At 65.2% G+C, this 20,726-nt stretch carries 19 protein-coding genes; 11 read left to right on the top strand and 8 right to left on the bottom strand.

From position 1 onward, the window contains the following. Nucleotides 1-67: 67 nt before the first annotated feature. From ASD67_RS17740 to ASD67_RS17720, 5 genes are all read left to right on the top strand, one after another. Complete coding sequence (locus tag ASD67_RS17740) at nt 68-355, top strand: hypothetical protein (RefSeq protein WP_156377775.1); 288 nt, start codon at nt 68-70, stop codon at nt 353-355. Between the two features lie 10 nt (nt 356-365). Then, nucleotides 366-689 (top strand): hypothetical protein, encoded by a 324-nt coding sequence (locus ASD67_RS17735; RefSeq protein WP_056350110.1) that lies wholly within the window; start codon nt 366-368, stop codon nt 687-689. Continuing rightward, entirely contained in the window at nt 686-1,441 is a 756-nt protein-coding gene (locus ASD67_RS17730; RefSeq protein ID WP_056350108.1) for an SDR family oxidoreductase, read from the top strand. Before ASD67_RS17735 ends, ASD67_RS17730 begins: the two co-directional genes overlap by 4 nt. A gap of 20 nt (nt 1,442-1,461) precedes the next feature. After that, nucleotides 1,462-2,037, top strand: coding sequence for a hemerythrin domain-containing protein (locus tag ASD67_RS17725; protein WP_056350106.1), 576 nt, complete (start codon nt 1,462-1,464; stop codon nt 2,035-2,037). A gap of 121 nt (nt 2,038-2,158) precedes the next feature. After that, nucleotides 2,159-2,419 carry a DUF6894 family protein gene (locus ASD67_RS17720; RefSeq protein WP_054728047.1) on the top strand — a complete coding sequence of 87 codons (261 nt, stop codon included), beginning with the start codon at nt 2,159-2,161 and terminating at the stop codon, nt 2,417-2,419. A gap of 12 nt (nt 2,420-2,431) precedes the next feature. On the opposite strand, the gene ASD67_RS17715 is transcribed toward ASD67_RS17720, so the two are convergent. After that, nucleotides 2,432-3,739 carry a glycoside hydrolase family 130 protein gene (locus tag ASD67_RS17715; RefSeq protein ID WP_056350104.1) on the bottom strand — a complete coding sequence of 436 codons (1,308 nt, stop codon included), beginning with the start codon at nt 3,737-3,739 and terminating at the stop codon, nt 2,432-2,434. Further along, nucleotides 3,693-6,041, bottom strand: a complete 2,349-nt coding sequence (locus ASD67_RS17710; protein ID WP_082545148.1) for a glycosyltransferase family 4 protein — start codon at nt 6,039-6,041, stop codon at nt 3,693-3,695. Before ASD67_RS17710 ends, ASD67_RS17715 begins: the two co-directional genes overlap by 47 nt. Nucleotides 6,042-6,426: 385 nt before the next feature. On the opposite strand from ASD67_RS17710, the gene cphA reads away from it, so the two are divergent. From cphA to ASD67_RS17695, 3 genes are read left to right on the top strand one after another with little or no spacing between them, the layout of a single operon-like run. Beyond that, nucleotides 6,427-9,156: a cyanophycin synthetase gene (cphA, locus tag ASD67_RS17705; protein ID WP_156377774.1), complete on the top strand. Its 2,730-nt coding sequence runs from the start codon at nt 6,427-6,429 to the stop codon at nt 9,154-9,156. Beyond that, on the top strand, nt 9,149-10,012 hold the full coding sequence (locus tag ASD67_RS17700; RefSeq protein ID WP_056350102.1) for an isoaspartyl peptidase/L-asparaginase family protein: 864 nt from the start codon (nt 9,149-9,151) through the stop codon (nt 10,010-10,012). The genes cphA and ASD67_RS17700 overlap by 8 nt, the downstream gene beginning before the upstream one ends. Further along, complete coding sequence (locus ASD67_RS17695) at nt 10,002-10,793, top strand: cyanophycinase (RefSeq protein ID WP_056350101.1); 792 nt, start codon at nt 10,002-10,004, stop codon at nt 10,791-10,793. The genes ASD67_RS17700 and ASD67_RS17695 overlap by 11 nt, the downstream gene beginning before the upstream one ends. A gap of 15 nt (nt 10,794-10,808) precedes the next feature. Here ASD67_RS17695 and gntA read toward each other — a convergent pair whose 3' ends face one another. The 3 genes from gntA to ASD67_RS17685 all read right to left on the bottom strand — a co-directional run bounded on the left by gntA (nt 10,809) and on the right by ASD67_RS17685 (nt 12,367). Further along, nucleotides 10,809-11,495, bottom strand: a complete 687-nt coding sequence (gntA, locus tag ASD67_RS17690) for a guanitoxin biosynthesis heme-dependent pre-guanitoxin N-hydroxylase GntA (protein ID WP_056350099.1) — start codon at nt 11,493-11,495, stop codon at nt 10,809-10,811. A gap of 161 nt (nt 11,496-11,656) precedes the next feature. Further along, the gene (locus ASD67_RS23775) at nt 11,657-12,076 is read right to left on the bottom strand and encodes a hypothetical protein (protein ID WP_235535721.1); all 420 of its coding nucleotides are present in this window, start codon (nt 12,074-12,076) and stop codon (nt 11,657-11,659) included. Between the two features lie 39 nt (nt 12,077-12,115). Next, nucleotides 12,116-12,367, bottom strand: a complete 252-nt coding sequence (locus ASD67_RS17685; RefSeq protein WP_327197029.1) for a TraR/DksA C4-type zinc finger protein — start codon at nt 12,365-12,367, stop codon at nt 12,116-12,118. A 365-nt stretch (nt 12,368-12,732) separates the two neighbouring features. On the opposite strand from ASD67_RS17685, the gene ASD67_RS23180 reads away from it, so the two are divergent. Next, nucleotides 12,733-12,960 carry a hypothetical protein gene (locus ASD67_RS23180; RefSeq protein ID WP_156377773.1) on the top strand — a complete coding sequence of 76 codons (228 nt, stop codon included), beginning with the start codon at nt 12,733-12,735 and terminating at the stop codon, nt 12,958-12,960. A gap of 113 nt (nt 12,961-13,073) precedes the next feature. Further along, nucleotides 13,074-16,391, top strand: a complete 3,318-nt coding sequence (locus ASD67_RS17675) for a hypothetical protein (RefSeq protein ID WP_156377772.1) — start codon at nt 13,074-13,076, stop codon at nt 16,389-16,391. A 159-nt stretch (nt 16,392-16,550) separates the two neighbouring features. Here ASD67_RS17675 and ASD67_RS23175 read toward each other — a convergent pair whose 3' ends face one another. Genes ASD67_RS23175 through ASD67_RS17655 form a run of 3 tightly spaced genes read right to left on the bottom strand, consistent with a single transcriptional unit; the run spans nt 16,551 to nt 20,053 of the window. Continuing rightward, the gene (locus ASD67_RS23175) at nt 16,551-17,384 is read right to left on the bottom strand and encodes a hypothetical protein (protein ID WP_156377771.1); all 834 of its coding nucleotides are present in this window, start codon (nt 17,382-17,384) and stop codon (nt 16,551-16,553) included. Continuing rightward, nucleotides 17,377-17,916, bottom strand: a complete 540-nt coding sequence (locus ASD67_RS17660; RefSeq protein WP_056350088.1) for a hypothetical protein — start codon at nt 17,914-17,916, stop codon at nt 17,377-17,379. Before ASD67_RS17660 ends, ASD67_RS23175 begins: the two co-directional genes overlap by 8 nt. Continuing rightward, nucleotides 17,906-20,053 (bottom strand): Z1 domain-containing protein, encoded by a 2,148-nt coding sequence (locus ASD67_RS17655; RefSeq protein WP_200938060.1) that lies wholly within the window; start codon nt 20,051-20,053, stop codon nt 17,906-17,908. Before ASD67_RS17655 ends, ASD67_RS17660 begins: the two co-directional genes overlap by 11 nt. On the opposite strand from ASD67_RS17655, the gene ASD67_RS17650 reads away from it, so the two are divergent. Continuing rightward, a complete protein-coding gene (locus ASD67_RS17650) occupies nt 20,052-20,654 on the top strand; it encodes a hypothetical protein (RefSeq protein ID WP_156377770.1) in 603 nt (200 codons plus the stop codon). The two genes, ASD67_RS17655 and ASD67_RS17650, sit on opposite strands and share 2 nt — an antisense overlap. The last annotated feature ends 72 nt before the right edge of the window (nt 20,655-20,726 follow it).

Here is a 20,726-nt window from a genome sequence, read left to right as displayed (position 1 = left end):
CAACTTTGAGGCCGCCCCCCCGTTGCCCTTTCAGCCTCCTGGATTTTCTCTCAAGCTGGAGACAGACATGGCACACGCAATGACGGCGCCCCGCCGTTCGTCGGGGTTCGGAAAAATTCTCGGTATCGGCGTCCTCGGGGCGCTGTTATGGTTCACGCGCAAGCAGGCGCCGGCCGATGCGAAGGACGACGGCCATTCGGCGGCCTTCGCCGACGGCGAGACGCATCCCGAAAATTTCGATCAGACCCGCTCGGCGGGACCGGACGGCATGCGCGACGAGGTAAGGCGTGAGTGGGACCGCGTCGACCAGGCCGCCGACGAATCCTTCCCGAGCAGCGATCCGCCAGCTTACTGAGGGGCTGACGATGAACGCTCCCGTCACCGGCCAAGTCGCGGCAGGAACATCGGACGGCCCGGCGCCCGCACGCAAGCCGACGCTCATGCTGCACTATGACGAAGATCATATCGGCCTCGAGAAGCGCCTCCTCTTCGAGGCGGCGAGCCCCGCAAGCGCGCTCGATATCGCCGCCGGCGAAGCGGCAGGCCGCTCCGCACGGCTGTTCGTCGACGGCGCGCCGCTCTGCAGCCTGCTCAAGGCCGACGATGACAATCCCTATTGGGTCGTCGCCGCGCCGACAGCGCGAACGAGAGCCGATCCCGTCTCCGCGACCTTCGAGGAAAAGCCATGATCGATGAAGCCGACGCGCACACCGAGGCTCCCGACATCAAGGGCCGGCGGGCGATCATAACCGGGGGCACGACCGGGATCGGCCGCGCGATCGCGGTCCTCCTGGCAAGTTACGGCGTCAAAGTGTTCATCTGCGGCCGTACCCCCGAACATCTGGACGATGCGCTGCAGCGCGTCCGCGAAGTGGGCGAAGGCGACGGGATCAATGTGGATCTTTCGGTGGCGGAAGATGTCGACCGGTTTTTTGCGGCAGCGCGAGACTTTCTCGGCGAAATCGACATCGCGGTGATCAACGCCGCCGTCCCGGCGGCGGCGCTTGCCGACGCGGGCGAGAGTGAGGCGCGCTACCAGCTCGAGACCGACTTCACCGCCTATCTCGTCTGCGCCCAGGAAGCGGCGCGCTGCATGTCGGCGGGCAGCGACATCATCGTGATCGGATCGATGACAGCGGTATCGCGCGGTCCGGGCAGCTCGATCTACGTCGCGGCGAAAAGCGGCATACAGGGCTTCGTCCAGTCGTTCCGCAAGGAGATGGCGGAGCAGGATATCAAGGTCGGACTGATCGAGCCCGGGTTTACCGGTGCCGACTTCCAATATCCTGAATTCCCGCCCGAGAAGCAGAAGGAACTGATCGGCAAGCATCAGATGCTTCGCGCCGAGGACATCGCGGTCGCGGCCCACTTCATGATCGTTCAGCCGCGACGCACCGCGGTATCGCTCATCCGCGTCGAGACCCGCCTCGACCATCCCTGACCTTTCTAAGGAGCCTTCCCATGTCCCTCAATATTTTCAGTGCACGCCGGCCGCAGGGCAACGCGGCCCTCCTCTTTGGTGCGGCCGCAGCGGGATTTGCCGTCGGCCTCGTCGCCAATCTCGGCCGCAAGGCCGCGGTGCAGAGCCTCACCGCGCTCAAGGGACAATGGGACGAGGGCCTGAAGGCCGAACATCGGTTGACGATGAAACTCTTCGACGCGCTCGAAGCAACCGACGAGAGCGACGTCAAAAAGCGCAAGACGCTGCTCGTCCAGCTCCAGCACGCGCTCGCGAAACATGCGTTCGAAGAGGAGAATGTCGTCTATCCGGCTATGCGCGACCATGGCCAGATCGAGGACGCCGACAAGCTCGTTCACGACCATGGCTATGTGAAGCAATATCTTTTCGACCTCTCGGAAATGGACGCCGCCGACCCCGCCTGGATCGCCAAGGTCCGCGAATTTCGCTCCGAGATCGAAGCGCATGTCGAGGAGGAGGAGCAGCGCCTCTTCCCCCGCCTCAGGGCGGCGCTCGGCGCCGACGGCAACAAACATGTGACCGCGGTGATGAACAAGGCTGGATTTGCCGCCGCCTGAGCGCCATAGGCGGGCATGAGGCCCGCCCGATCGGCATGTGTCGTGGTGCAGTGACGAAGGGGCGGTGGCCGGATCGAAACCCTAGGCAGACTTGTGAGTTGCCGAAGGTGGGAGAAGTTGGATGCCCCGTTATTATTTCCATAGCAGCAGCGGCCAGCGCGAGCTCGACGACGAGGGCGTCGATCTGCCCGACACCGCCGCAGCAAGGGTCGAGGCGGCCCGCTATGCGGGGCACCTCCTCGGCGACAATCCCGAACTCATCAACGATGTCGATACGCTCCGGATCGAGGTGACCGACGAGGATGGCTGCCTGTGTTGCGCCGTGCTCGTCGCGTCGGTCGACGCCAGGCGGAAGATCGAGCGTCCCGCGCCCTTCAAATAAGGCGCCTGGCCTCTAACGCATGCTCGCGAGCAGCCGCTCGATGGGTGTCGTCGCAAAGCCGATCGCGCTGTCCGAAATCCCGTAAGGTATGAAGAGATCGCCGCCGACGCGCATCGCGCCGCAGGTATAGACCACATTCGGCACATAGCCCTCGCGGTCGCTCTCGGCGGCCGATAGGATCGGGCACTCGGTGCGCGCGATGAGTTTGGTAGGATCGTCGCGGTCTAGCAAGGCCGCGCCAAGGCTGTATTTGCGCATCGCACCGACGCCGTGCGTGAGAAGGATCCAGCCCTCGTCGCATTCGATCGGGCTGCCGCAATTGCCCATCTGGATGAGCTCCCACGCGTAGGCGGGACGCATGAGGATTTGTCCCTCGTCGTCCCAGTCGGTGAGACTGTCCGACGCGATGATGGTGATGTTCTTGCCGTCCTGCCGCGCGATCATGAGATAGCGGCCGCCGACCTTGCGCGGAAACAGCGCCATGCCCTTGTGGCGCGCGGCGCGGCCCGACAGAGGCTCGAGCGAGAAGCCCGAGAAATCGGTCGTGCGCAGGAGTTCCGAGCGGATCGCCTGCCCCGAATAAGCGGTATAAGTGCCGATATATTCGGTGCGGCCATCGTCGTGCACGAAGGGCACCAGACGCAGATCCTCGATGCCGCCGCGCTGCGCCTCGGTCATCGGAAAAAGAACGCTGTTCGAGATCGCACTGTCGGGCTGGCGGTGGACATTCACCTTGCCGTCATCGCCAAGCTGGTGGCGGTCGTCGGCAACCGCCGCCATCGCGGGTCCCGATTGGGGCCAAAGCGTGAAGTCGCCGCCCTCGCCGATGATCCCCTCGCGGAAGGCGACCGAGCTGATATGGCCCTCGCCGACCGCGCGCATCGACATGAGAAAGCGTTGCTGGTCGGCGGCAAGCCCGCTCTGGTCGGGATGCGGGACGACGCTCGGGTTCATGAGCGCCGCAGCAGCATAGCTATATTCGTGGCAGAAATAGGCGCCGATCAGCCGCCGCTTGACCGGCGAGACGACGGCGGGATCGAGCTCCAGATCTTCCGCGACCTCGGCGAAGCGTTCGTCGAAGATCCGGCCGATCTGCCAGTGACGCTCGGAAAAATCCTTCCACACGAGGCCGAGCTGTGCCTCGGCCTCCTCCTCGTCCATCGCCAATATGTCGGCGGCGAGCTGCGCCGCCCGCGACGGCTCGGACACATTGGACTGCCAGGCGAGGTGGAAGGGCCTGAGCACGACCCGCGCAGGGTCGGCCGCAAGCTTCTCATGAAGAATGTGCAGCGGCGTGTGGTTCGGATTGCAGATCAACATCGCTGGCGGTGGTGTCCTTCGCTATCCCCCGCGTCCAGAATGTATCGGCCATCGCGCGGTGCGCAAGGTGAAAAGCCAGCGCGGACTCGGCCCCGACATTCGAATTGACCCCGTGACGGGTCAGCCCGTCGCAGCAGCGCCCCGTAGCCGAGCTCGCGATCACCGCGCCGCGGTCGTTCGCGCCGAGAAACCAGCCATAGGCCCGCTCGGCGCGGTCATGCCAGCGCAGCTTGCCCGTCAATCGGTAGGCGGCGGCAGCGGCATCGACCGTCGCCCAGGCTTCGAGCGGCTGTTGGTCGAACGGAAAAAGCTCGCCCTCGGCGCCGAAGCCTTCGCAGCCCATCGGGCGGAAATGACCCTCGCTGCTCGTCTGGATGTCGCAGAGCCAGTCGAGCGCCCCGATGCCGGCCTCTTCCATCGGAACGGAGTCCATCCGCCGCCCGGCGCGCAGCAGCGCCTCGGCTAGCCGCGCATTGTCATAGGCGAGAGCGGGTTCGAACCACTCCCAGCCGCTCCGCCGCGCGCTTCGCCAGAGCGCGTGCAAAAAGGCGCCACCGCGCTCGACGATCGCGCCTGCCTCGGCATTGTCCGGTTCCCGCGCCAGCAGTTCGTCGGCTCCGAGAAGTGCGAATGCAATCGCGCGCGGGCTCTTGAGGCCCGCCGCCAACGGGGCGGTTCGCGCAAATAGTCCCGCGCACCAGGCGCGAAGCTCCGGCGTGCGCGCGTGCGCTGCGCCATGGCCGAGCGCCCAGAGCGTTCGCCCGTTGCTGTCTTCGGACCCTTCGTCCTCGAGCCAGCGCCGGTCATAGGCCATGAAGTTGCGGAAGCGCCCGCGATCGGGGTTCCAACCATGGTGAAGGAAGGCGGCGTAGCGCGCGAAGAGCAGGCCATATTCCTCCTCGCCGAGCGACGGGCTCGTATTAACGAGCATCAGCGCGCGCGCATTATCGTCGATGCAATAGCCGTGATTCCGGTCGGGAATGAGCCCCGTCCCGTGCTGCAATATGCCGACATCGTCCGAGAGCGCGCGGATCGCGGCGAAGGAGGGGAACATCCGTCGGGGTTCGCGCCGCGCCGGCACGGCCGCGACGGTCTCGATCAGCGATGCAAAGCGCGCCGCGATGACCGGCCAGGCGGTAGACCGGCCGCGCGCATAGGCGCGCTCTTGGAGCGCGCGCCGTTCGCCTGGGTGCGCGAGCAACAGCAGCACCGCCTCGGCGATCGCGTCGCTGTCAGCGCCGCCGAGCAGGATGCCCACGTCGTCGGCGAGAAGTTCGCGCGCATGCACGAACGGCGTCGATACGACCGCGCGGCCGAGCGCCACCGCATAGGCGAGCGTACCCGAGGTGATCTGCGCGAGATTGGGATAAGGCGCGAGATAGATGTCGCAAAGTTCGATCTGTTCCAGGAGTTCGGGCAGGTCGAGAAAGCGGTTTTCCCAAGCGATATTGTCCGCGACGCCGAGCTCCTCGGCGAGATCGGCAAGGCTCTGCCGATAGGCTTCGCCCTCGGCAGCGACGAGATTGGGATGGGTGGCGCCGACGATCCGATAGAGAATGTCGGGATATTGGGCGGCGATCGCCGGCAGCGCGCGGATGGCCGCTTCGAGCCCCTTGCCCGGGCCGAGGAGGCCGAAGGTCGAGACGACCGGACGGCCCGCAAGGCCGAGCCGCTCGCGAAGCGGCGAACATGCCTCGAAGGCCCGGTCGGGGGTGCCATGCTCGATGAGCTCGATGCGCTCGGCCTTCGCGCCATAAACGCGGATCAGCGTCTCGCGGCCGAAGGCGCTCATCACGACGAGCTTCGCCGCCTTCGCGACGAGATGCTCCATCACGCGCCGCTGGTCGGCGCTCGGCTCGGCGAGGATGGTATGGAAGGTGACGATTAGCGGCGCCGCAACGCGGTCGACGAGCCCCAGTATCATGTCGCCCGCGGGACCCCCGAAAATCCCGAATTCATGCTGGAGCCATATGGCGTCGGCACCGCTCGCGTTGATCGCCTCCGCTGCGGCGCGATAGCCGTCGGCATCGCGCTCGTCGATTCCGCGGGCGGCCGCTGAATCGCTCGCATCGCCCGGCCTGGCTGCCATCGCATAGACATCGATCGCCATATCCGGGCGCGCGACCTTCAGATGGTCGTAAATGTCGGCGGTGAAGGTCGCGATCCCACACTGGCGCGGCCGGAAACAACCGATGAGCGCGAGGCGACGGGCGCGCGCGGCGATACCGGCAATGGGCCCTCCGTGGCGGCTCTCTTCATTGTCGAATGCGGTAAGGAAGCTGGTCTCGCTGTCGAATTTCATCGTTGTGCCTTCTGTCCGGTCCCCCCCGAATGAAGAACAGTCGCGCGCATCGGCCTTGCCCTTCTTCCCCTCGAGACGGGTTTCAGAGGAGAACAGTCGAGCCCGAAGGGCGCGCCCCGCTCTGGCAGGAGATGCGTCATCGCCTGCTTTCCCAACGCGCCTCCGCGCGTGCAGTTGCCGACCCGCCGGGAACAATCGCCATGATCCAGGTTAACCCCGGCAACCGCGCCCAGCCGCTCGCGTTGGCAGCTGCAGGACCCAACCCAAGGACAAGCATGCCGCCCTTTCCCCTCTCCCCTTCCGGCCCCATCTTTTCGCGCGCCCCGGCTCGAACCGCGCCCCTCGACCGCGGGAACCGGTCGCTGCCCCCTGCAAGGCCGGCGCATTGAGCTTCGCCCAGCTGCGCGTGCTCGATCGCTCGGTCTATCGCGGCCCCAACCTCTACAGCCGGCGTCCGATGATCCGGATCCGCGTCGATCTCGGGATGCTCGACGATTATCCGAGCGACCGCCTGCCGGGTTTCGGCGACGCCCTGCGATCGCTGCTTCCCGGCCTCGCGGACCATGGCTGCAGCTATGGCGCGCCTGGCGGCTTTTTCCGCCGGCTCGCCGACGGAACCCGGCTCGGCCATATCATCGAACATGTGGCGATCGAGCTGCAGACCAGCGCCGGGGCCGCGGTCACGAGGGGCAAGACGCGCAGGGTGCGCGGCAAGCCGGGCCAATATGATATTCTCTACTGCTACGCCGATGCGCCGAGCGGCCTTGCCGCCGGGCGGGCAGCCATAGAACTCGTGAACGCGCTGCTTCCGACTGCGATGCAGGGTGCCGAAGGGCTCGATCGTATCGCCCCGGAATTGGACGGCAGGGCGACCGATACAGACACGAGGGTGGGCGCGCTTCGAGCGATCGTCCGCAAGAACGGGCTCGGCCCCAGCACCGCGGCGCTTGTCGCCGAAGCGCGGCGCCGGCATATCCCCGTCTTGCGGCTCGACAAGGCAAGCCTTATCCAGCTCGGCACCGGCCACCGCCAGCGCCGCATTCGGGCGAGCGTGACCGGCGCGACATCGCTGATCGGCGCCGAACTCGCCGCGAACAAGCAAGCCGCCAAGGAGATGCTCGCCGGCATCGGCATCCCGGTGCCGTCCGGCCACCTCGTGCGCACGGTGTCCGAGGCGGAACGCGCTGCTTTAAAGCTCGGCTGGCCCGTCGTCGTCAAACCTCTCGACGGCAATCAGGGCCGCGGCGTCACCACGAGCGTCGCGGACCATGAAGCTCTCCGCGACGCCTTCGAGCGAGCGCAAGCCATCGCACCGCGCGTCATCGTCGAGCAGCAGCTCGTCGGAGCCGATCACCGCATTCTCGTCGTCGGCACATCCGTGGTCGCGGTCGCCGAGCGTGTCGCCGCGCATGTGACCGGCGATGGCAGGAACAGCATCGCGGATCTGATCGAGGCGGTTAACAACGATCCACGCCGCGGTGTCGGGCATGAGGCCGTTCTCACCCGGATCCGCATCGACGCCGCGCTCGAGGCCTTTCTTGCCGAGACGAAGTTCACTCTCGCGAGCGTGCCCAAGGCAGGCGAGATCGTGACGCTCCGCGGCGCCGCCAACCTCTCGACCGGCGGGAGCGCGATCGACCGCACCGATGTCATTCATCCCGAAAATGCGGCGATCGCGATCGACGCCGCCGCCGCGCTCGGCCTCGACGTCGCCGGCATCGACATGATCGTCCCCGATATCGCCCAAAGCGTCCGTGCGTCGGGGGGCGGCATCGTCGAAGTCAATGCCGCGCCCGGGCTTCGCATGCATCTTGCTCCATCGGAAGGGACGCCGCGCGACGTTGCGCGGCCGATCATTGCCTCGCTCTTTCCGACGGGCCAAAAGAGCCGCATCCCCGTTTTTGCGGTGACCGGAACGAACGGCAAGACGACGACGGTGCGCATGCTCGCGCGGATCCTCGAACACCATGGCCTCACGACCGGCTTCACCTGTACCTCGGGCGTCTATGTCGGCGAGACGCGCAGCGCCGGGGGCGACGCGAGCGGTCCCAAGAGCGCGCGCATGCTGCTGCGCCACCCCCGCGTCGAAGCGGCGGTTCTCGAGACCGCGCGCGGCGGGATGTTGCGCGAGGGGCTCGCCTTCGACGCGTGCGACGTGGGGGCAGTCCTCAACGTCACGCCCGACCATCTCGGCCTCAAGGGCGTCGAGACGCTCGCCGACCTGGGGCGCGTCAAAGCGATCGTTGCCCGCAACGTCAAGAGGAGCGGCGCCTGCGTTCTCAACGGCGCCGACCCGCTCACCGTGCGGATGGCACGCCGCGCCCGCGGACGGATCGTCTGGTTCACCGGCGGAGCGTTAGCGGATGCGTTGGCACCGATCCAAGCGCATCTCGAGAGTGGCGGACTGGCGGTAAGCTGCGAGCGCCGAACGCTCATGCTGCATCGGGGCAGCGAATCCATGCCGATCATTCCCATCGCGAATATACCGGCGACACTGGACGGCGCCGCCCGGTTCAACGTCGAGAATGCCGCCGCGGCCGCCGCGATGGCGGCAGCCTATGGAGTTGCTCCGGGCACGATCGCTGCCGGCCTCGCCTCCTTTCGCCCGAGCTTCGAGGATTCGCCGGGGCGTCTCAGCCTTACCGAGGCGCATGGCGTGCGGATCGTCGTCGATTACGCCCACAACCGCGCCGCGCTTACCGCGCTCGCCGAGTTGCTCGGCTCGATGCGCGGCGACAGCGACACCCGTGTGATCGGAATGATCGGCATTCCGGGGGACCGGCGCGATTGCGATCTCGTCGATATCGGCGCTCTCTCGGGCGGGATGTTCGACGTCCTGATGCTGCGCGAGAATGTTGACCTCAGGGGACGCCCACCCGGCGAAGCCAATGCCTTGATGCGCAAGGGCGCCCTCGCAGCAGGACTCGATGCGGCCGCGATCGGCATGCACGATGGTGAGTATGACGCTGCCTCGGCTTGTCTTGCGGCCGCGCGCCCCGGCGATATCGTGGTGCTCACGCCCACCGACGTCGACGGAATATGGAGGATCGTCGAAGCTTGGGCGGCGGGCGCCGGTCCTGAGGACGCCCGATTGCTGGAGGCGGCGCATGGCTGACGGACGTTGGGCGATCGCGGTCCACGGCGGAGCGTGCCGGATCCCTCCTGCACTGGAGGCGCCGCGCCGCGAGGGGTGCGCGGCAGCCTTGGAAGCCGGCAGGATGATATTGGAGCGTGGCGGCAGCGCGCTCGAGGCGGTCAAGACCGCGGTCTGCCTGCTCGAGGATGATCCGCTGTTCAACGCCGGCCGGGGATCGGTGGCGAATGCCGACGGCGAGGTCGAGATGGACGCGGGTATCATGGATGGCGCCACCCTCGACGTCGGCGCGGTTGCTTGCGTGCGGTTCCTCTACAATCCCGTCGAAGCGGCGCATGCCATGCTTCGCGAGCCGCCCGTGCTCCTCGTCGGTGCCGGCGCCGAGGCGTTCGCACGAGCGAGTGGTATCGCAGAATCCATGGAAGCCATGCGCCCGGCGACAGCGGGCGAGAGCGACCATGATACGGTTGGCTGCGTTGCGCGCGACCGGGCGGGACATGTTGCCGCGGCTACATCGACCGGCGGACTGGCGGGCACGCTCGCCGGGCGCGTCGGCGACGCACCCCTTCCCGGCTGCGGCTTCTATGCCGAGGATGGCATGGGCGCGGTGTCGCTTTCGGGCGACGGTGAGGCGATCGCACGGACGCTGCTTGCCGCGCGCGTGATGCGCGCGCTCGAGACAATGAGCGCCAGCGCGGCGGTTACAACGATTTTCGAACCGATGGCGCGCCTCCGAGCCGAGGCGGGCGTCATCCTTCTCGACCGGGACGGCGCGATCGGCATCGCGCACAACAGTCCGCATTTCGCCGCCGCCTATGCGCGCGAGGGAATGGCTCCGGTTTCCGCCATCGTCTGGAAGGATCATCATGCCCAATAGTCGCGGCCCTCTTTTCGTGATCGGCGGCCATGAAGACAAGGACGGCAGCCGCAAGATACTCGGCGCTATCGCCGCAGAACTGGGCCAAGGCACGCTCGTCATCGCCACCATCGCCAGCGCGAAGCGCGACGGATATTTCGAGGCCTATTGCGAGGGCTTTGCGCCGCTTGGGATCGGCCGGCTCGTCGAGCTTTACCTCGATGATCGAGATCAAGCCCGGGATCCGGCGCGTGTACGGATGATCGACCAAGCCGACGGTATCTTCTTCACCGGCGGCGACCAGTCGCGCCTCATGAGCCTGACCGGAGATACGCCGATTGAGGCGGCCATTCACGCGCTGCACGATCGCGGGGGACTTATCGCGGGAACGTCGGCGGGAGCCTCGGTGCAGGGAGAGACGATGCTCGTCGGCGGAAGCGGTGAAGAGACGCCGCGCATCGACGACATCGAACTGGCGAAGGGGCTTGGCCTCATCCCCGACTGCATCATCGACCAGCATTTCGCGGAGCGCGGGCGCATCGGGCGGCTTCTCGGCGCGATCAGCCGTCGTCCCGACTGTCTCGGAATCGGGATCGACGAGGACACCGCGCTCCGGATCGAAGCCGGCACCGCGCGGGTGATCGGAAGCGGCGGCGTCACGATCGTCGACGCGTCGCGGGCGAGCCATTCCGCCGCGGCGGGCGCGTCGTCCGGCGGCATCGTGTCGCTTCACGGCGCAACGCTTCACGCGCTGCGCGATGGGGAGAGTTTCGAGCTGGCGCCGCGCCGCCCGCGAAAATAGGCTGCGCAGAGGCGCTCAAGGCGCCGCGTTACGTCCGGAGAAGGGACACCGCCAATCCGGTCCGACAGCCCGCCCCGAATATTGCCGTGCCTCCGACACATCGCCGTGACGGGCAAGCATGGGGTTCGCGCTTCCGGCCAAGGCGATGTCGCGTGCGATGATCTTCCCGCGCATCGTCTCATAGACCTCGGCCTCGCGCAGTTTCTCGAACTGGTCGTGGAGGTTGAACACCAGTGCGGGGCGTTCGAAGCGGCGCGCGGGACGGCTGGCTCGGGGGTGGAGGCCGACGACGAAAAAGGCCTCACCGCCGAAGCTCAGCGAGAAATGCGGGTCATCGGGACTGTGGCTGACGCGCGGATCTGGCGGCTGGCCCGCCCAGTCGTCCTTCCGGCTCAGCGAGTCGATACGCTCCCACAGGCATGTCTCGAACGCTTGCTCGTCGAGCCCACCATCCTCCTCGAAGATCACCACGAGCGAATGGAAGAGGCTCGGCGAACGCGCATAACTCCAGGCGAGATCGAGGAGATTGGGGTAGATGCGCAAATCGTCCCATGCCGAGCGCATGTCGCGGCCGACCACGAAACGGATCTGGCTTCGCGCCAGCGCCGACTTCGCTCCGACGCACGGAAAATCCGGCGAACGGATGAAGTTCTGGAAGCGTTGAGCCAGAGGATGGGAACTGTCGTCGGTTGGTGGTAGCATGCTGCTGAAACCGACCTCTCTTGCCGCGGTTGCAGCAAGTTAACCTGGGTTGCGTCGATTCCTCCGGCATCTCGACGACTGCCAATGTGCAGTCAAGCGGCGGATGGCACGGAGATGGAATCATAATGGATGCAATTGCGCGACACGGGCTTGCCCTGACGCTACGGCGAGCTCTGTGTGCCTTGGCGGGTCGAAGGTCGGACGCTTATACTCGAACCGAAGCAGGCCGCGGGTGCGGAATGAGCTGACTTCGTGTGCCGCGGGGTCACCAGCGGAGACCAGGAAAACCGAGCCGCGGCATCACGAGATCGTCGTACATGGCAGCGGCAGACCCATGATCTCCGCGTCGCCCGTGCACCTTTCAAAACCGTTTCGCGGTCGTCGGCGGCAAATTTGCCGAGGACGGTCTGGATCCGCTTTTGCGCGACCTGAAACGACTTGCGGCGGACTTCGCGACCCTTGGTCGTGCGCCATGCGAGGCTATCCCCAAGCAGCGGCGCCGATCGGGCTTCCTCGGCGGCGAGGATCGCGAGCGCGAGGCGCAGTCCGTCGCGGCGGCCATGATCATAATCGGCGGACACTGAACCTCCGTCCGTGGATCCGCTTCTCAGCGGAGCTGGCTATCCTTGCTTCCGCGACGTTTGATTCCCGCATGACGCCGGGTCGCTTCGAGCGACGACTGGCAAACCGATGCACGTCCGGCTCGCGGGCAGCGCCTTGCGCCGCGCCTCCGGAATGCGGTCGCCGCAATCGCCGCAAAATTCCGCGCCCCCGCCCACGGACAGGCGCAGCCGGGCAAGCTTGACCGCGTTTGACACCGTATCGCCGATCTGATCTTGCACGGCGCCATCGCGCGCCCATCCGTTCGCCATCTGCCATCACCCGGACGCCGCCGGACGGCGGGCCGCCGCGCCGCTTTCTCGCCGCTCCTCTCCAGATGATGCCCGAGCGCGGCACATGTTACTTCGCCCTCCTTCCGGCAATCGCGCCGCGCGCGGCGCACCGCCCGAAGGGCCGAGGAAAGACGCGCTCTTGGCGAGCCCGCAGCGGGGCGGCGTGCGGTGCGCCTGCCGCGGGCCGGTCATCGCCCGGCGATGGCCGGACGGCGCGAAGCGACGCGTACCCGCAGCAGGTGCTAGCCGCCGCCCCGCAAGGACCCCCTGCCGAAGTGCGCTGGCGCGGCCCAAATACGCGCGACCCTTTGGCCGAGCCTGCGAGGCCAGAGCGCGCTCGACAGATGTCGCGCTCGATACGCGGCCGTCTTGCCGGCGACGCCGGCAAGACGCATCGGCTCGGCGACCGGGAAATCGGTGACAAGGTAGGAAGCAGCACGCTCGGCATTCCGGTACGGCATCGCCTCGAGCGTCCTGTCATCGAGCGAGCGGTACCCCGATCATTCCGCTTTGGCTCATTTTTGTCGGGCAGCGCCGCGGTGGTGCTGGCCGGTGATCGAGGGATTGGGTAGGGCCGATGCCGCGCGAGGGGAGATGAATGATGCAATGGAAGGCGATCGCCCCGAGGTGGCGGGCGGCAGGCAGGCAGGCACGGCTTGTCCTGCCGATGCTCTGGGGGTGGCAAATGCCGGGCCTGGCAGAGATCGTGCGAGGCCTCGTCGGCGAGCACATGCACACCAATCCTGCCGCGCGAGCCTATCGATACCCCTTGCTCAAGCGCGCCGCGCTATGGTCGACCCGGCACGCGCGCCTCGCGCTCGTCGCGATTTTTCTGGCCTACGCCTCGGCTGTCGCGCTTGGCCGCGGCGACTGGCTGCCCGCAATCAACCTTCCCGGGGATGCGGCCGAAAGCATCCGGGACTTCTGGACGGTCAATGTCGGGATTCTCGGTGTTCAGGCGGCCCTGGTCGGACTGGTCTTCCCGCTCGTGATCGCGTTCGTCGGCCTCCTCAATCAGGGCCGGGCGTCCTTCGCGTCACGCCTGACGATCTATATCGACGCATCGGCAGCGGTGTTCGTCGGCCTCAGTTCGCTCCTCCTCTGCGTCGCCGTCGCGATCCAGCTCGTGTTCGCATCCTTGACCCCGCAGCAGGATGCGGCCGCGGCAACGCTGGTCAATCTCGTCTGGTTCATCGTCAACGCGGGCGCGCTTGCGTATTTCATCCTGCGCACGATCGCTTTCCTGCATCCGGGGCGCCGCACGCCGCTGATGCGAGCTTATGTCGCCAATGTGGTCTGGCCGCGCGAGCTAGGCAGCATCCTGATGCAGGAGCGCTGGGAAAGCGCGGTTCCGCATGGCTATCTGCCGCGCGGACTGCCGCTGGACAGTCATGACGAGAAACAGGGCGCGCGCACCTGGTACACCCCTTATGCCGACTGGGGCACAGCCGAGGTTAGGCGGTCATTCCGATCGGCCAAGCGGCTGGTCGACATCAAGCCTTTCCTGCTGACGCCTGTGGTCCGGGCCTGGCTCCGCGACGTCGAGCCGCTCGCACGCGACGCCCGGCACGATCTCGTCCTCACGCCGCATCCTGGGCAGGAGTATGACAGCGTGCAGATATTGGCGCGGGCGACCCATCCGCTCGGCGCTCTCGAGCGCATCGGCGTAAGAGCTGCCTTTATCTACCGCGATGCGAGGGCGAACGGCGGCGAGATCGGCGAATCGGCCGGCCTTCTCCAGGAGATGATCGCCGACCTGATCGCGCTCGTCGACGGCCGCCAGCATAATGAGTTTACCGCGCAGCTCAGGGAGATCATGGACTTTCACGTCTTCCTCTACGAGCTCGCGCAGCGTCCGGACGCCGACTTCAATTATGCCGTCCGGGGATCGGGTCATGGCATGTTCGGCCATATGGAGACGCTCGGCCCTTCCTGGGCGCAGGCCTATCGAGACTTGATTTCCCGGACGGTCGAGCGCCTGTCGGACGAGCCAGCCTTTGTCGGGACAATGGCCTATGCCCCTGCCCGGATCTACGGCCGCGCCGCGCGTGTCGCGCCGCCCGATGCACTTCGTCCGCTCATCATGATGGCTGGCTATCTCGGGTACCGCCTGACCGAATGGGCGGTCGCCGAACATCGCGGCAGTCGCCCCGACGAGGCCGGCATCTCGCGCGATTTCATCCTGTCGCGGCAGGAAGAAAATTATGCGCGCGCCTGGCGCGAGATGGCCTCCGGGTGGGAACGGCTCTTCCACGCCATCGCGATCGGCCCGGACTGGCGCAGCCGCGGCGAGCGAAGCTGGCGGGATTTCCAGCGGATCGCGGGCAATGTGGCGGAGCATCTGCGCGAGACGGCCTCGCTCGCGGGGCGCGCGATCTGGCTGGGCGATCTGTCGGCGACGAGCTGGACGTGCGACCTGCTGCTGCACTGGCGGGTCCAGGCCGAACGGGCCTGGGATATTGCGGGCAACCATTGGCGCTACCAGAGCGCGATGCTCACCCTGCCCTCGACCCGGCAGCCGTGGGCCGAAATCGCCATGCCTCCCCTCTTCCCGGCGGATCCCCCGCCATCCCCCGCGATCGTGTTCGGCGCGATCATGCAGAATGCGTGGCGCGACCACCTCGTGGCTCTCGCCAGCGCCTCGATCCACTGGGCCCTCAACGCCGGGGCCGCCGAATCCGCGACCCGTGCTGCGCGGATGCTGCTTCGCAATGAGCCGCATGATCGCGGCGATATCGGCCACCACGGCGACGAGCCGTTCACCGACGCCGACATTCTCGTCTCGCTGCTGCGGATCCGCAGCGGCGGTGATCCGGTTGACGGACAGAGCTATGCTGGCATGTTCGAACATCTCTTCGACGAATTCAGCCGGTTCGGCGAGCCGCCGACCGTTTCGTGGCGCCTCTATAGCTCGAGCGGCGGGCTGTCGTTCGGCGATCTCGCCGAAGCCCATGTCGTCACGCTGATGGCGGCGCAATCCCGCGGCGGGGTCGCCCGCGACCTCGAAGCGATGCTCGCCGATCCGAACGATGATGCGCTGCGCGATCGCGAGAGCTATCTGGAGGCGCTGCTTGCGGCAGCGCAAATTGTCGACGCCGACCAGCATATGGACCTGCTGGCAAGGATAGGCGGAGCCGACGCCGCGCCCTTCTTGCAACGGCTCGCCGAGACGAGGGCGCTGATCGAGACCAGCCTGGAGGCGCTTCGGGCGCATCGCATCCGGACCATCGCCGCGGCCGTGATCGACCCGCGGCGCATGATGGATTTCGCCCGGGCGGCCGACAGGCAAGCCTTCGCGCCCGTCCGCTTTCCGCTCAGCCAGTTCCGCGCGATCGAGGCGACCCAGAGCGAGCTGCCCGAACGGAGCCTGCGCGCAAGCGGCCTCGGCAAAGGAAATTTCGTCGATCCGCCCATGGGCTATCCGATCGCCGATGAAGAGGGCTGGTGGAGCGACGTCGTGGCCACGCAGATCGCGGCGGGCATCTGGGCCGATATTCTCGGCAAGGCGTCGTTCGAAGCGCGCGACGGCCGGACGCCCGAGACCTTCTGGCACGCCGTGCGCGACGGCAGCCGCGCGATCAGCGAGGCCGGCAACCGCCCGCTGCTCGTGCTTGCCACGACCGCTTCTCCCGACTGGGTGCGCGGCTGGCGCTGGCCGCACTTCGAAGAGGTGCGCAAGCCCGACGATCTCGTCATCACCGAAGGAAGCGGCAGCGAGAGCGGCCCCGCTTTTTCGATGAACGGCACGCCCGTTTTCGAAGCCGCAACTGGCTTCGGGGAAGCCTATCTCCTCCCCGCCGAACTGCTCGAGCGCCTCCAATATCGCCGTTTCGAGAATGGCCTCGCGGTCACCGCCAGCTTCGAAAGCGACCCAGCGAATCCCTGGAAGGGAACGATCATCTCGACCTGGCAGCGCGACATGGACTTGGCCGACCTGCCCATTCTCCGCATCCGTTTCGCGGACAGGGATGGCGGTGCCGGCCGTACCGATGCCCAGAGCTAGGGCCCGCGCGAGCCGAGCGCGTGGCGTCGCGGCCAAGCAAAGCGCAAGGTCGCTGAACGGTCTCGCGCGGCGTCCACGATTATGCGAAACGGCGGCATGACTGACAGAACTCCCAATCTCGGCGCCGGCTCGATTACGACCGCGTGCGATCTTCTGAATTCAATCGAGAGCAATGCCGAACTCGAAGGGCTGATCCTCGAATATCGTCTCATGAATCAAGTGCCGCCCGGTGGCTCGCGCGCGAAGACCTTGTTGAACCTCAAGCGCTTCGCCGTTCAATGTCCGGACTATCCGGTGACGACGGATCGGGGCACCCAAACGCTCGCCGCCGCTCTCGTCGACAAGGCGATCGAAGTGTGCGGCAAGCCCGCGCATCGCCCATGGCCTGATATGATGAACATTGAGCACAATATCGGTATCGTCATCCGGATTCCGGCCGCAAATCCTGCATCGCCGCCGATCCCGTCTTAGAACCTCCATCCGAAGCTTGGGAGTTGGAGCTCTCTTAAAGGCGGCATCATTCACCAATGTCTTCGCCATAAACCCCGCCTCGCCAAGCTGGCACGTCGCATCGGGCTTCAGCATATCCGGCACAATGGCTTCGGCGATTGAGGAAAGTACCAACGCGTGCCCACCGGTTCTTAGATAGACCGCAAGATGTCCGGCTTGTTTGACGAATACGAACGGCTGTCCAAGGGAGCGCCAAACCTCGCCCATCCGCAGATCTACGACTCGTGCCTCTCGCAATTCGATCTTTCGGTCCGCGTCGGCATACCCGGCCCAAATGGACTGGAAATCGAACAATATCCTGCCGTCATGGTCGGCCGTCAGCGTAAAGGCATAGAATAGAACGGAATCTGCGTGCTCCGGCGGTTCGCACATCTCGCGCAGAACGCCGGCCGGCACGGTCGTGTCAGCCTCTCCCGGAGGTGCCTTTTCTGCCAAATCGCCCACCGTGGATTTTCCTCGCAACTGCACGTTGCGGTCACTCATTTCTCCGCCTGAACCAGCCCAGCGAGAAGGGTCCCGCCTCGCTGCTCTGCGGCTTCAACTCTTGGTCGCTCGCTTGCGTCGAATCCTCGCCGAGTTCGGCCACCAGGCAATCAACTCCGTAGGGCGTTTTCGTCCTCAACGCGCCCTTGGCCCCATAAACCGAAAACTGTTTGCCGCGCGGACGGTCGATGCGCACCCAAGCCTGGCCGGAATCGCCCTCGTCAAGGATCGTCATCATTTCCACCCAGGACAGGCAAACGATCCCCATCATCTGGCCAACGAAAGCGACGAACACCGGCTCGCATCTCGAACGAAGCTCCCGGAGCTCTTCAAGATTGGCGGGTGTAAACGTGAACGACCAGGGGCGGAGGCGCTGGCTCGAATGCTTGATGTAGAGTCCGACCCTGTCGTTCAGCACATAGGACGACAGCCGCCCGTCTTCCCTCAACTCGTCGATCGCAACGGGGCGGGACAGCTCATGAACGACCTCGGCGAGAACGGCGCCATGGAAGAGCTTGTAGTCAGCTATCATTGGCGGTGTTCTTGATGAACTGGATCGAGCCGGCAAACTTGTAGAGCAAACGCGCCTTGCCTTCGCCGTTGCGCAGCACAAGCAGATGGTGAGCCGCAGCAGGAAAACGCTGGGCCTGCGATTTGCCGAAGAAGCCGCGGCGGCGCGTGATAACGGATTTGTCGATGTCCGGTCCGTCCGCATATCCGGAGATGTCAAAGGCGGGATGGATGCCGATCGCTCCGGACCGGCCCTGCGACGTTCGGCGGATATATTTCAGGACATAGTCCGGGAGCGCCGGTCCAAGCACATCCGACAGCCGCTCGAGCTTCTCGAAAGTGTCGAGGCCGCCGTCCAGTATCTCTTCGACCTCGTCACTGAAATCGAACAGACTAAACAGCATTTCGCCCCGATCGAGATCGACGGTCGACTTGTCAATGCTCGAACTGGCAACCGCCGCAATGCGCTGATCGCTCAGCCAGACGAGGGACCCCAGCCCTTCCTTGATCGCCGACAGCGCAAGTCGATGAAAGACGAAGCAACGGTGCCAGTCGACATAGAGCGACTGGGGAATGGTGAGTTCGAAAAAGGGAAGGTAATCTCCCCGGCTTCCGAACATGCGCGCGCGCTGGATATAAGTATCCTGCTGGATCTTGTGTTTCACATCGCGCGTGAAATACATCGACAGGAGATTGTCGAGCGTAACGCCGCGCGACACGATGTTCCCGCCGATAATGATCGTAAACAGGCTCGAGGGGCTCGTCGCCGCCTGCGAGTTATCCTTCCAGTCGCGTTCACTGTTGAGAATGATGATCGAGTGGCGCGAGATATTGTCGAGGATGAAGTCGGTGATGCGCGTCGGGTCCGCGTCGAGGAAGCGGACCTTGGCAAGCCGCCAAATATACTCGACATAGGCTGGGAATTTTTTCTGATCCTTCTTCAGGATAGCGTTGAGCGTGTCGTTCATCACCGTCCAGTCGCTCTTGTGATCGACCTTCTTGCCGCTGGTATGTACCAGAAACGAGTAGTTCCGTTCGACATTCGGGTGGTGATAGAGGTTGAGATAGGCCGCGTTCACGAGAAAGCCGAACAGCGCCTGCCGCGCATATTTTGGATCGTCACCCGCGTCGGGAAGAAGTGTCCGGATAAAGTCCGGCGGTCCATCCAGCGGAAAGAAGATATCCTGCCCGGTGTAATTAGCATGTGGCGGGAAATCGACCCAAAGGCTGCTGTCATTGTCGAAGGTATTATTGAGGTCGAGCCGAGCCGGCGTCGCGGTGACACCAATATAGGTGCCGTCAGCGCCAATCAGGTCCGAGATTAGAGCGTTGATGCGGGTCTTATCTCCCGAATTGACCTTGGCATTGGGCGAGGCGTAATCGGCCTCGTCGTCGATCACGACGACGCCTTGCCAACCCTTGATCTTCTCGAGCAGCTTGCGCAGGTCGCTACCGTTCTTCTTGCAGAAAATCACATTCTTTTGGCCACGAAGACGGACACCCGGGTCGAGTACCTCGCTGAAATTTCGCGCGGCTGGCGCGAGGCCCGACGATTTGAAGCGGCCGAGATTCTGTCCGAGGAGATCGACGCTATCGTTCAGAAGATGGACGATCATGTCGCGACCGGTATCTAGGAGCTTCGCGGTCAGGCAGATCATCATCTCGGTCTTGCCACTCTGTGGCTCCCCATAAATGACGAACGAGCGGCCCTTCTTCTCAAGCGATTCAATTGCGCCGCGCACCGCCCGTTCGATCGAAGCCACCGATTTCCCGCCGCTGGTCAGTCGCCGCAGCTGGCGCTCATACTGGTCCGCCGAGCCGGACTTCGACATGAACCGCTCGATATTAAACCCATCTTTCGACATGCCAGCTCCTTTCGAGCCGAAACTGGGCAATATCCGCCCCCCGGCTGCTACCATGCATATGCCGCTGGCCCCTGCAAGCAGGACAATATCCACGTCGAGACCTTTAGCGGTGGACAGGCCCGCGCTTCTCCGTTCAAATAACAAGTCTCCGTCAAACAAATCATTCCGCTGAACCGAGTGCCGGAGTTCCGCGCCCAGTCTGGCTCTCCGTTCACTCCGCAAGGCGAGAATTATGATCGGGACGCCGCCGGCCGACATGCAGCAAAGCGAACGCATTTTCACCCGCGAAGCCATGACGCGCCCCCTCTTCGAGGAGCCGGGCCCGCATATCGAGCGCGAGGACGCCTGGAGCGGGCCGCTCGGGTTCATGCTCGGTGACGAGTTCGTGCCGACACTCGCCGAAATGGCGCAGCAATATTTCGACGCAGCACACATGCTCGTCCGATCCATCCAGCGCGGCGACTGGGAGGACTATAAGCTGGTGAACCCGGCACTGTTTCTGTACCGGCACTCGCTCGAACTGCTGCTCAAGGCATTGCTCGGAAGCGCACCGAGAACCCATGATCTGGCAGCGCTCGCGAAATTGCTCGATGTCGCGGCCCTCGAACGATGGGGCCGGCCCCTTCCGGCTTGGATTGCCGCCCGTCTTCAGGAAATGGCCGCGATCGATCCCAATTCGACCGCCTTTCGCTACGGTGAGAATTTCGATCCGGTGTCAAAACAAACCGTCCCTCCTGTGCCGTCGGCGATGCATATCGACCTCGGCCACTTGCAACGCGCGATGCTGACGCTCAACGCGGCGCTCCGCGGGGCGATCGCCGAGATCACCGCGCATCATCCGGTCCGCTATTTCGAAGAACTGGATTTCCTGTCGGACGGGGAAGAGCCGGGCTGAAAAGAGCCCGACCTCCGACGCCCAGTCGCTGATGCGCCTTGACACAAAAGCACGCCGGGTCCTGCAAATAGA

Source organism: Sphingopyxis sp. Root1497 (genome assembly GCF_001427085.1).
GTDB lineage: Bacteria > Pseudomonadota > Alphaproteobacteria > Sphingomonadales > Sphingomonadaceae > Sphingopyxis.
This window is presented reverse-complemented; position numbering and strand designations above follow the sequence as displayed.

What these genes read in the sequence shown, in the direction of transcription:
- ASD67_RS17740 (WP_156377775.1), top strand. Translation starts at nt 68, where the DNA reads ATGGCACACGCAATGACGGCGCCCCGCCGTTCGTCGGGGTTCGGAAAA.
- ASD67_RS17735 (WP_056350110.1), top strand. Translation starts at nt 366, where the DNA reads ATGAACGCTCCCGTCACCGGCCAAGTCGCGGCAGGAACATCGGACGGC.
- ASD67_RS17730 (WP_056350108.1), top strand. Translation starts at nt 686, where the DNA reads ATGATCGATGAAGCCGACGCGCACACCGAGGCTCCCGACATCAAGGGC.
- ASD67_RS17725 (WP_056350106.1), top strand. Translation starts at nt 1,462, where the DNA reads ATGTCCCTCAATATTTTCAGTGCACGCCGGCCGCAGGGCAACGCGGCC.
- ASD67_RS17720 (WP_054728047.1), top strand. Translation starts at nt 2,159, where the DNA reads ATGCCCCGTTATTATTTCCATAGCAGCAGCGGCCAGCGCGAGCTCGAC.
- ASD67_RS17715 (WP_056350104.1), bottom strand. Translation starts at nt 3,739, where the DNA reads ATGTTGATCTGCAATCCGAACCACACGCCGCTGCACATTCTTCATGAG.
- ASD67_RS17710 (WP_082545148.1), bottom strand. Translation starts at nt 6,041, where the DNA reads ATGAAATTCGACAGCGAGACCAGCTTCCTTACCGCATTCGACAATGAA.
- ASD67_RS17700 (WP_056350102.1), top strand. Translation starts at nt 9,149, where the DNA reads ATGGCTGACGGACGTTGGGCGATCGCGGTCCACGGCGGAGCGTGCCGG.
- ASD67_RS17695 (WP_056350101.1), top strand. Translation starts at nt 10,002, where the DNA reads ATGCCCAATAGTCGCGGCCCTCTTTTCGTGATCGGCGGCCATGAAGAC.
- gntA (WP_056350099.1), bottom strand. Translation starts at nt 11,495, where the DNA reads ATGCTACCACCAACCGACGACAGTTCCCATCCTCTGGCTCAACGCTTC.
- ASD67_RS17685 (WP_327197029.1), bottom strand. Translation starts at nt 12,367, where the DNA reads ATGGCGAACGGATGGGCGCGCGATGGCGCCGTGCAAGATCAGATCGGC.
- ASD67_RS23180 (WP_156377773.1), top strand. Translation starts at nt 12,733, where the DNA reads ATGTCGCGCTCGATACGCGGCCGTCTTGCCGGCGACGCCGGCAAGACG.
- ASD67_RS17675 (WP_156377772.1), top strand. Translation starts at nt 13,074, where the DNA reads ATGCCGGGCCTGGCAGAGATCGTGCGAGGCCTCGTCGGCGAGCACATG.
- ASD67_RS23175 (WP_156377771.1), bottom strand. Translation starts at nt 17,384, where the DNA reads ATGAGTGACCGCAACGTGCAGTTGCGAGGAAAATCCACGGTGGGCGAT.
- ASD67_RS17660 (WP_056350088.1), bottom strand. Translation starts at nt 17,916, where the DNA reads ATGATAGCTGACTACAAGCTCTTCCATGGCGCCGTTCTCGCCGAGGTC.
- ASD67_RS17650 (WP_156377770.1), top strand. Translation starts at nt 20,052, where the DNA reads ATGACGCGCCCCCTCTTCGAGGAGCCGGGCCCGCATATCGAGCGCGAG.
- ASD67_RS17655 (WP_200938060.1), bottom strand. Translation starts at nt 20,053, where the DNA reads ATGGCTTCGCGGGTGAAAATGCGTTCGCTTTGCTGCATGTCGGCCGGC.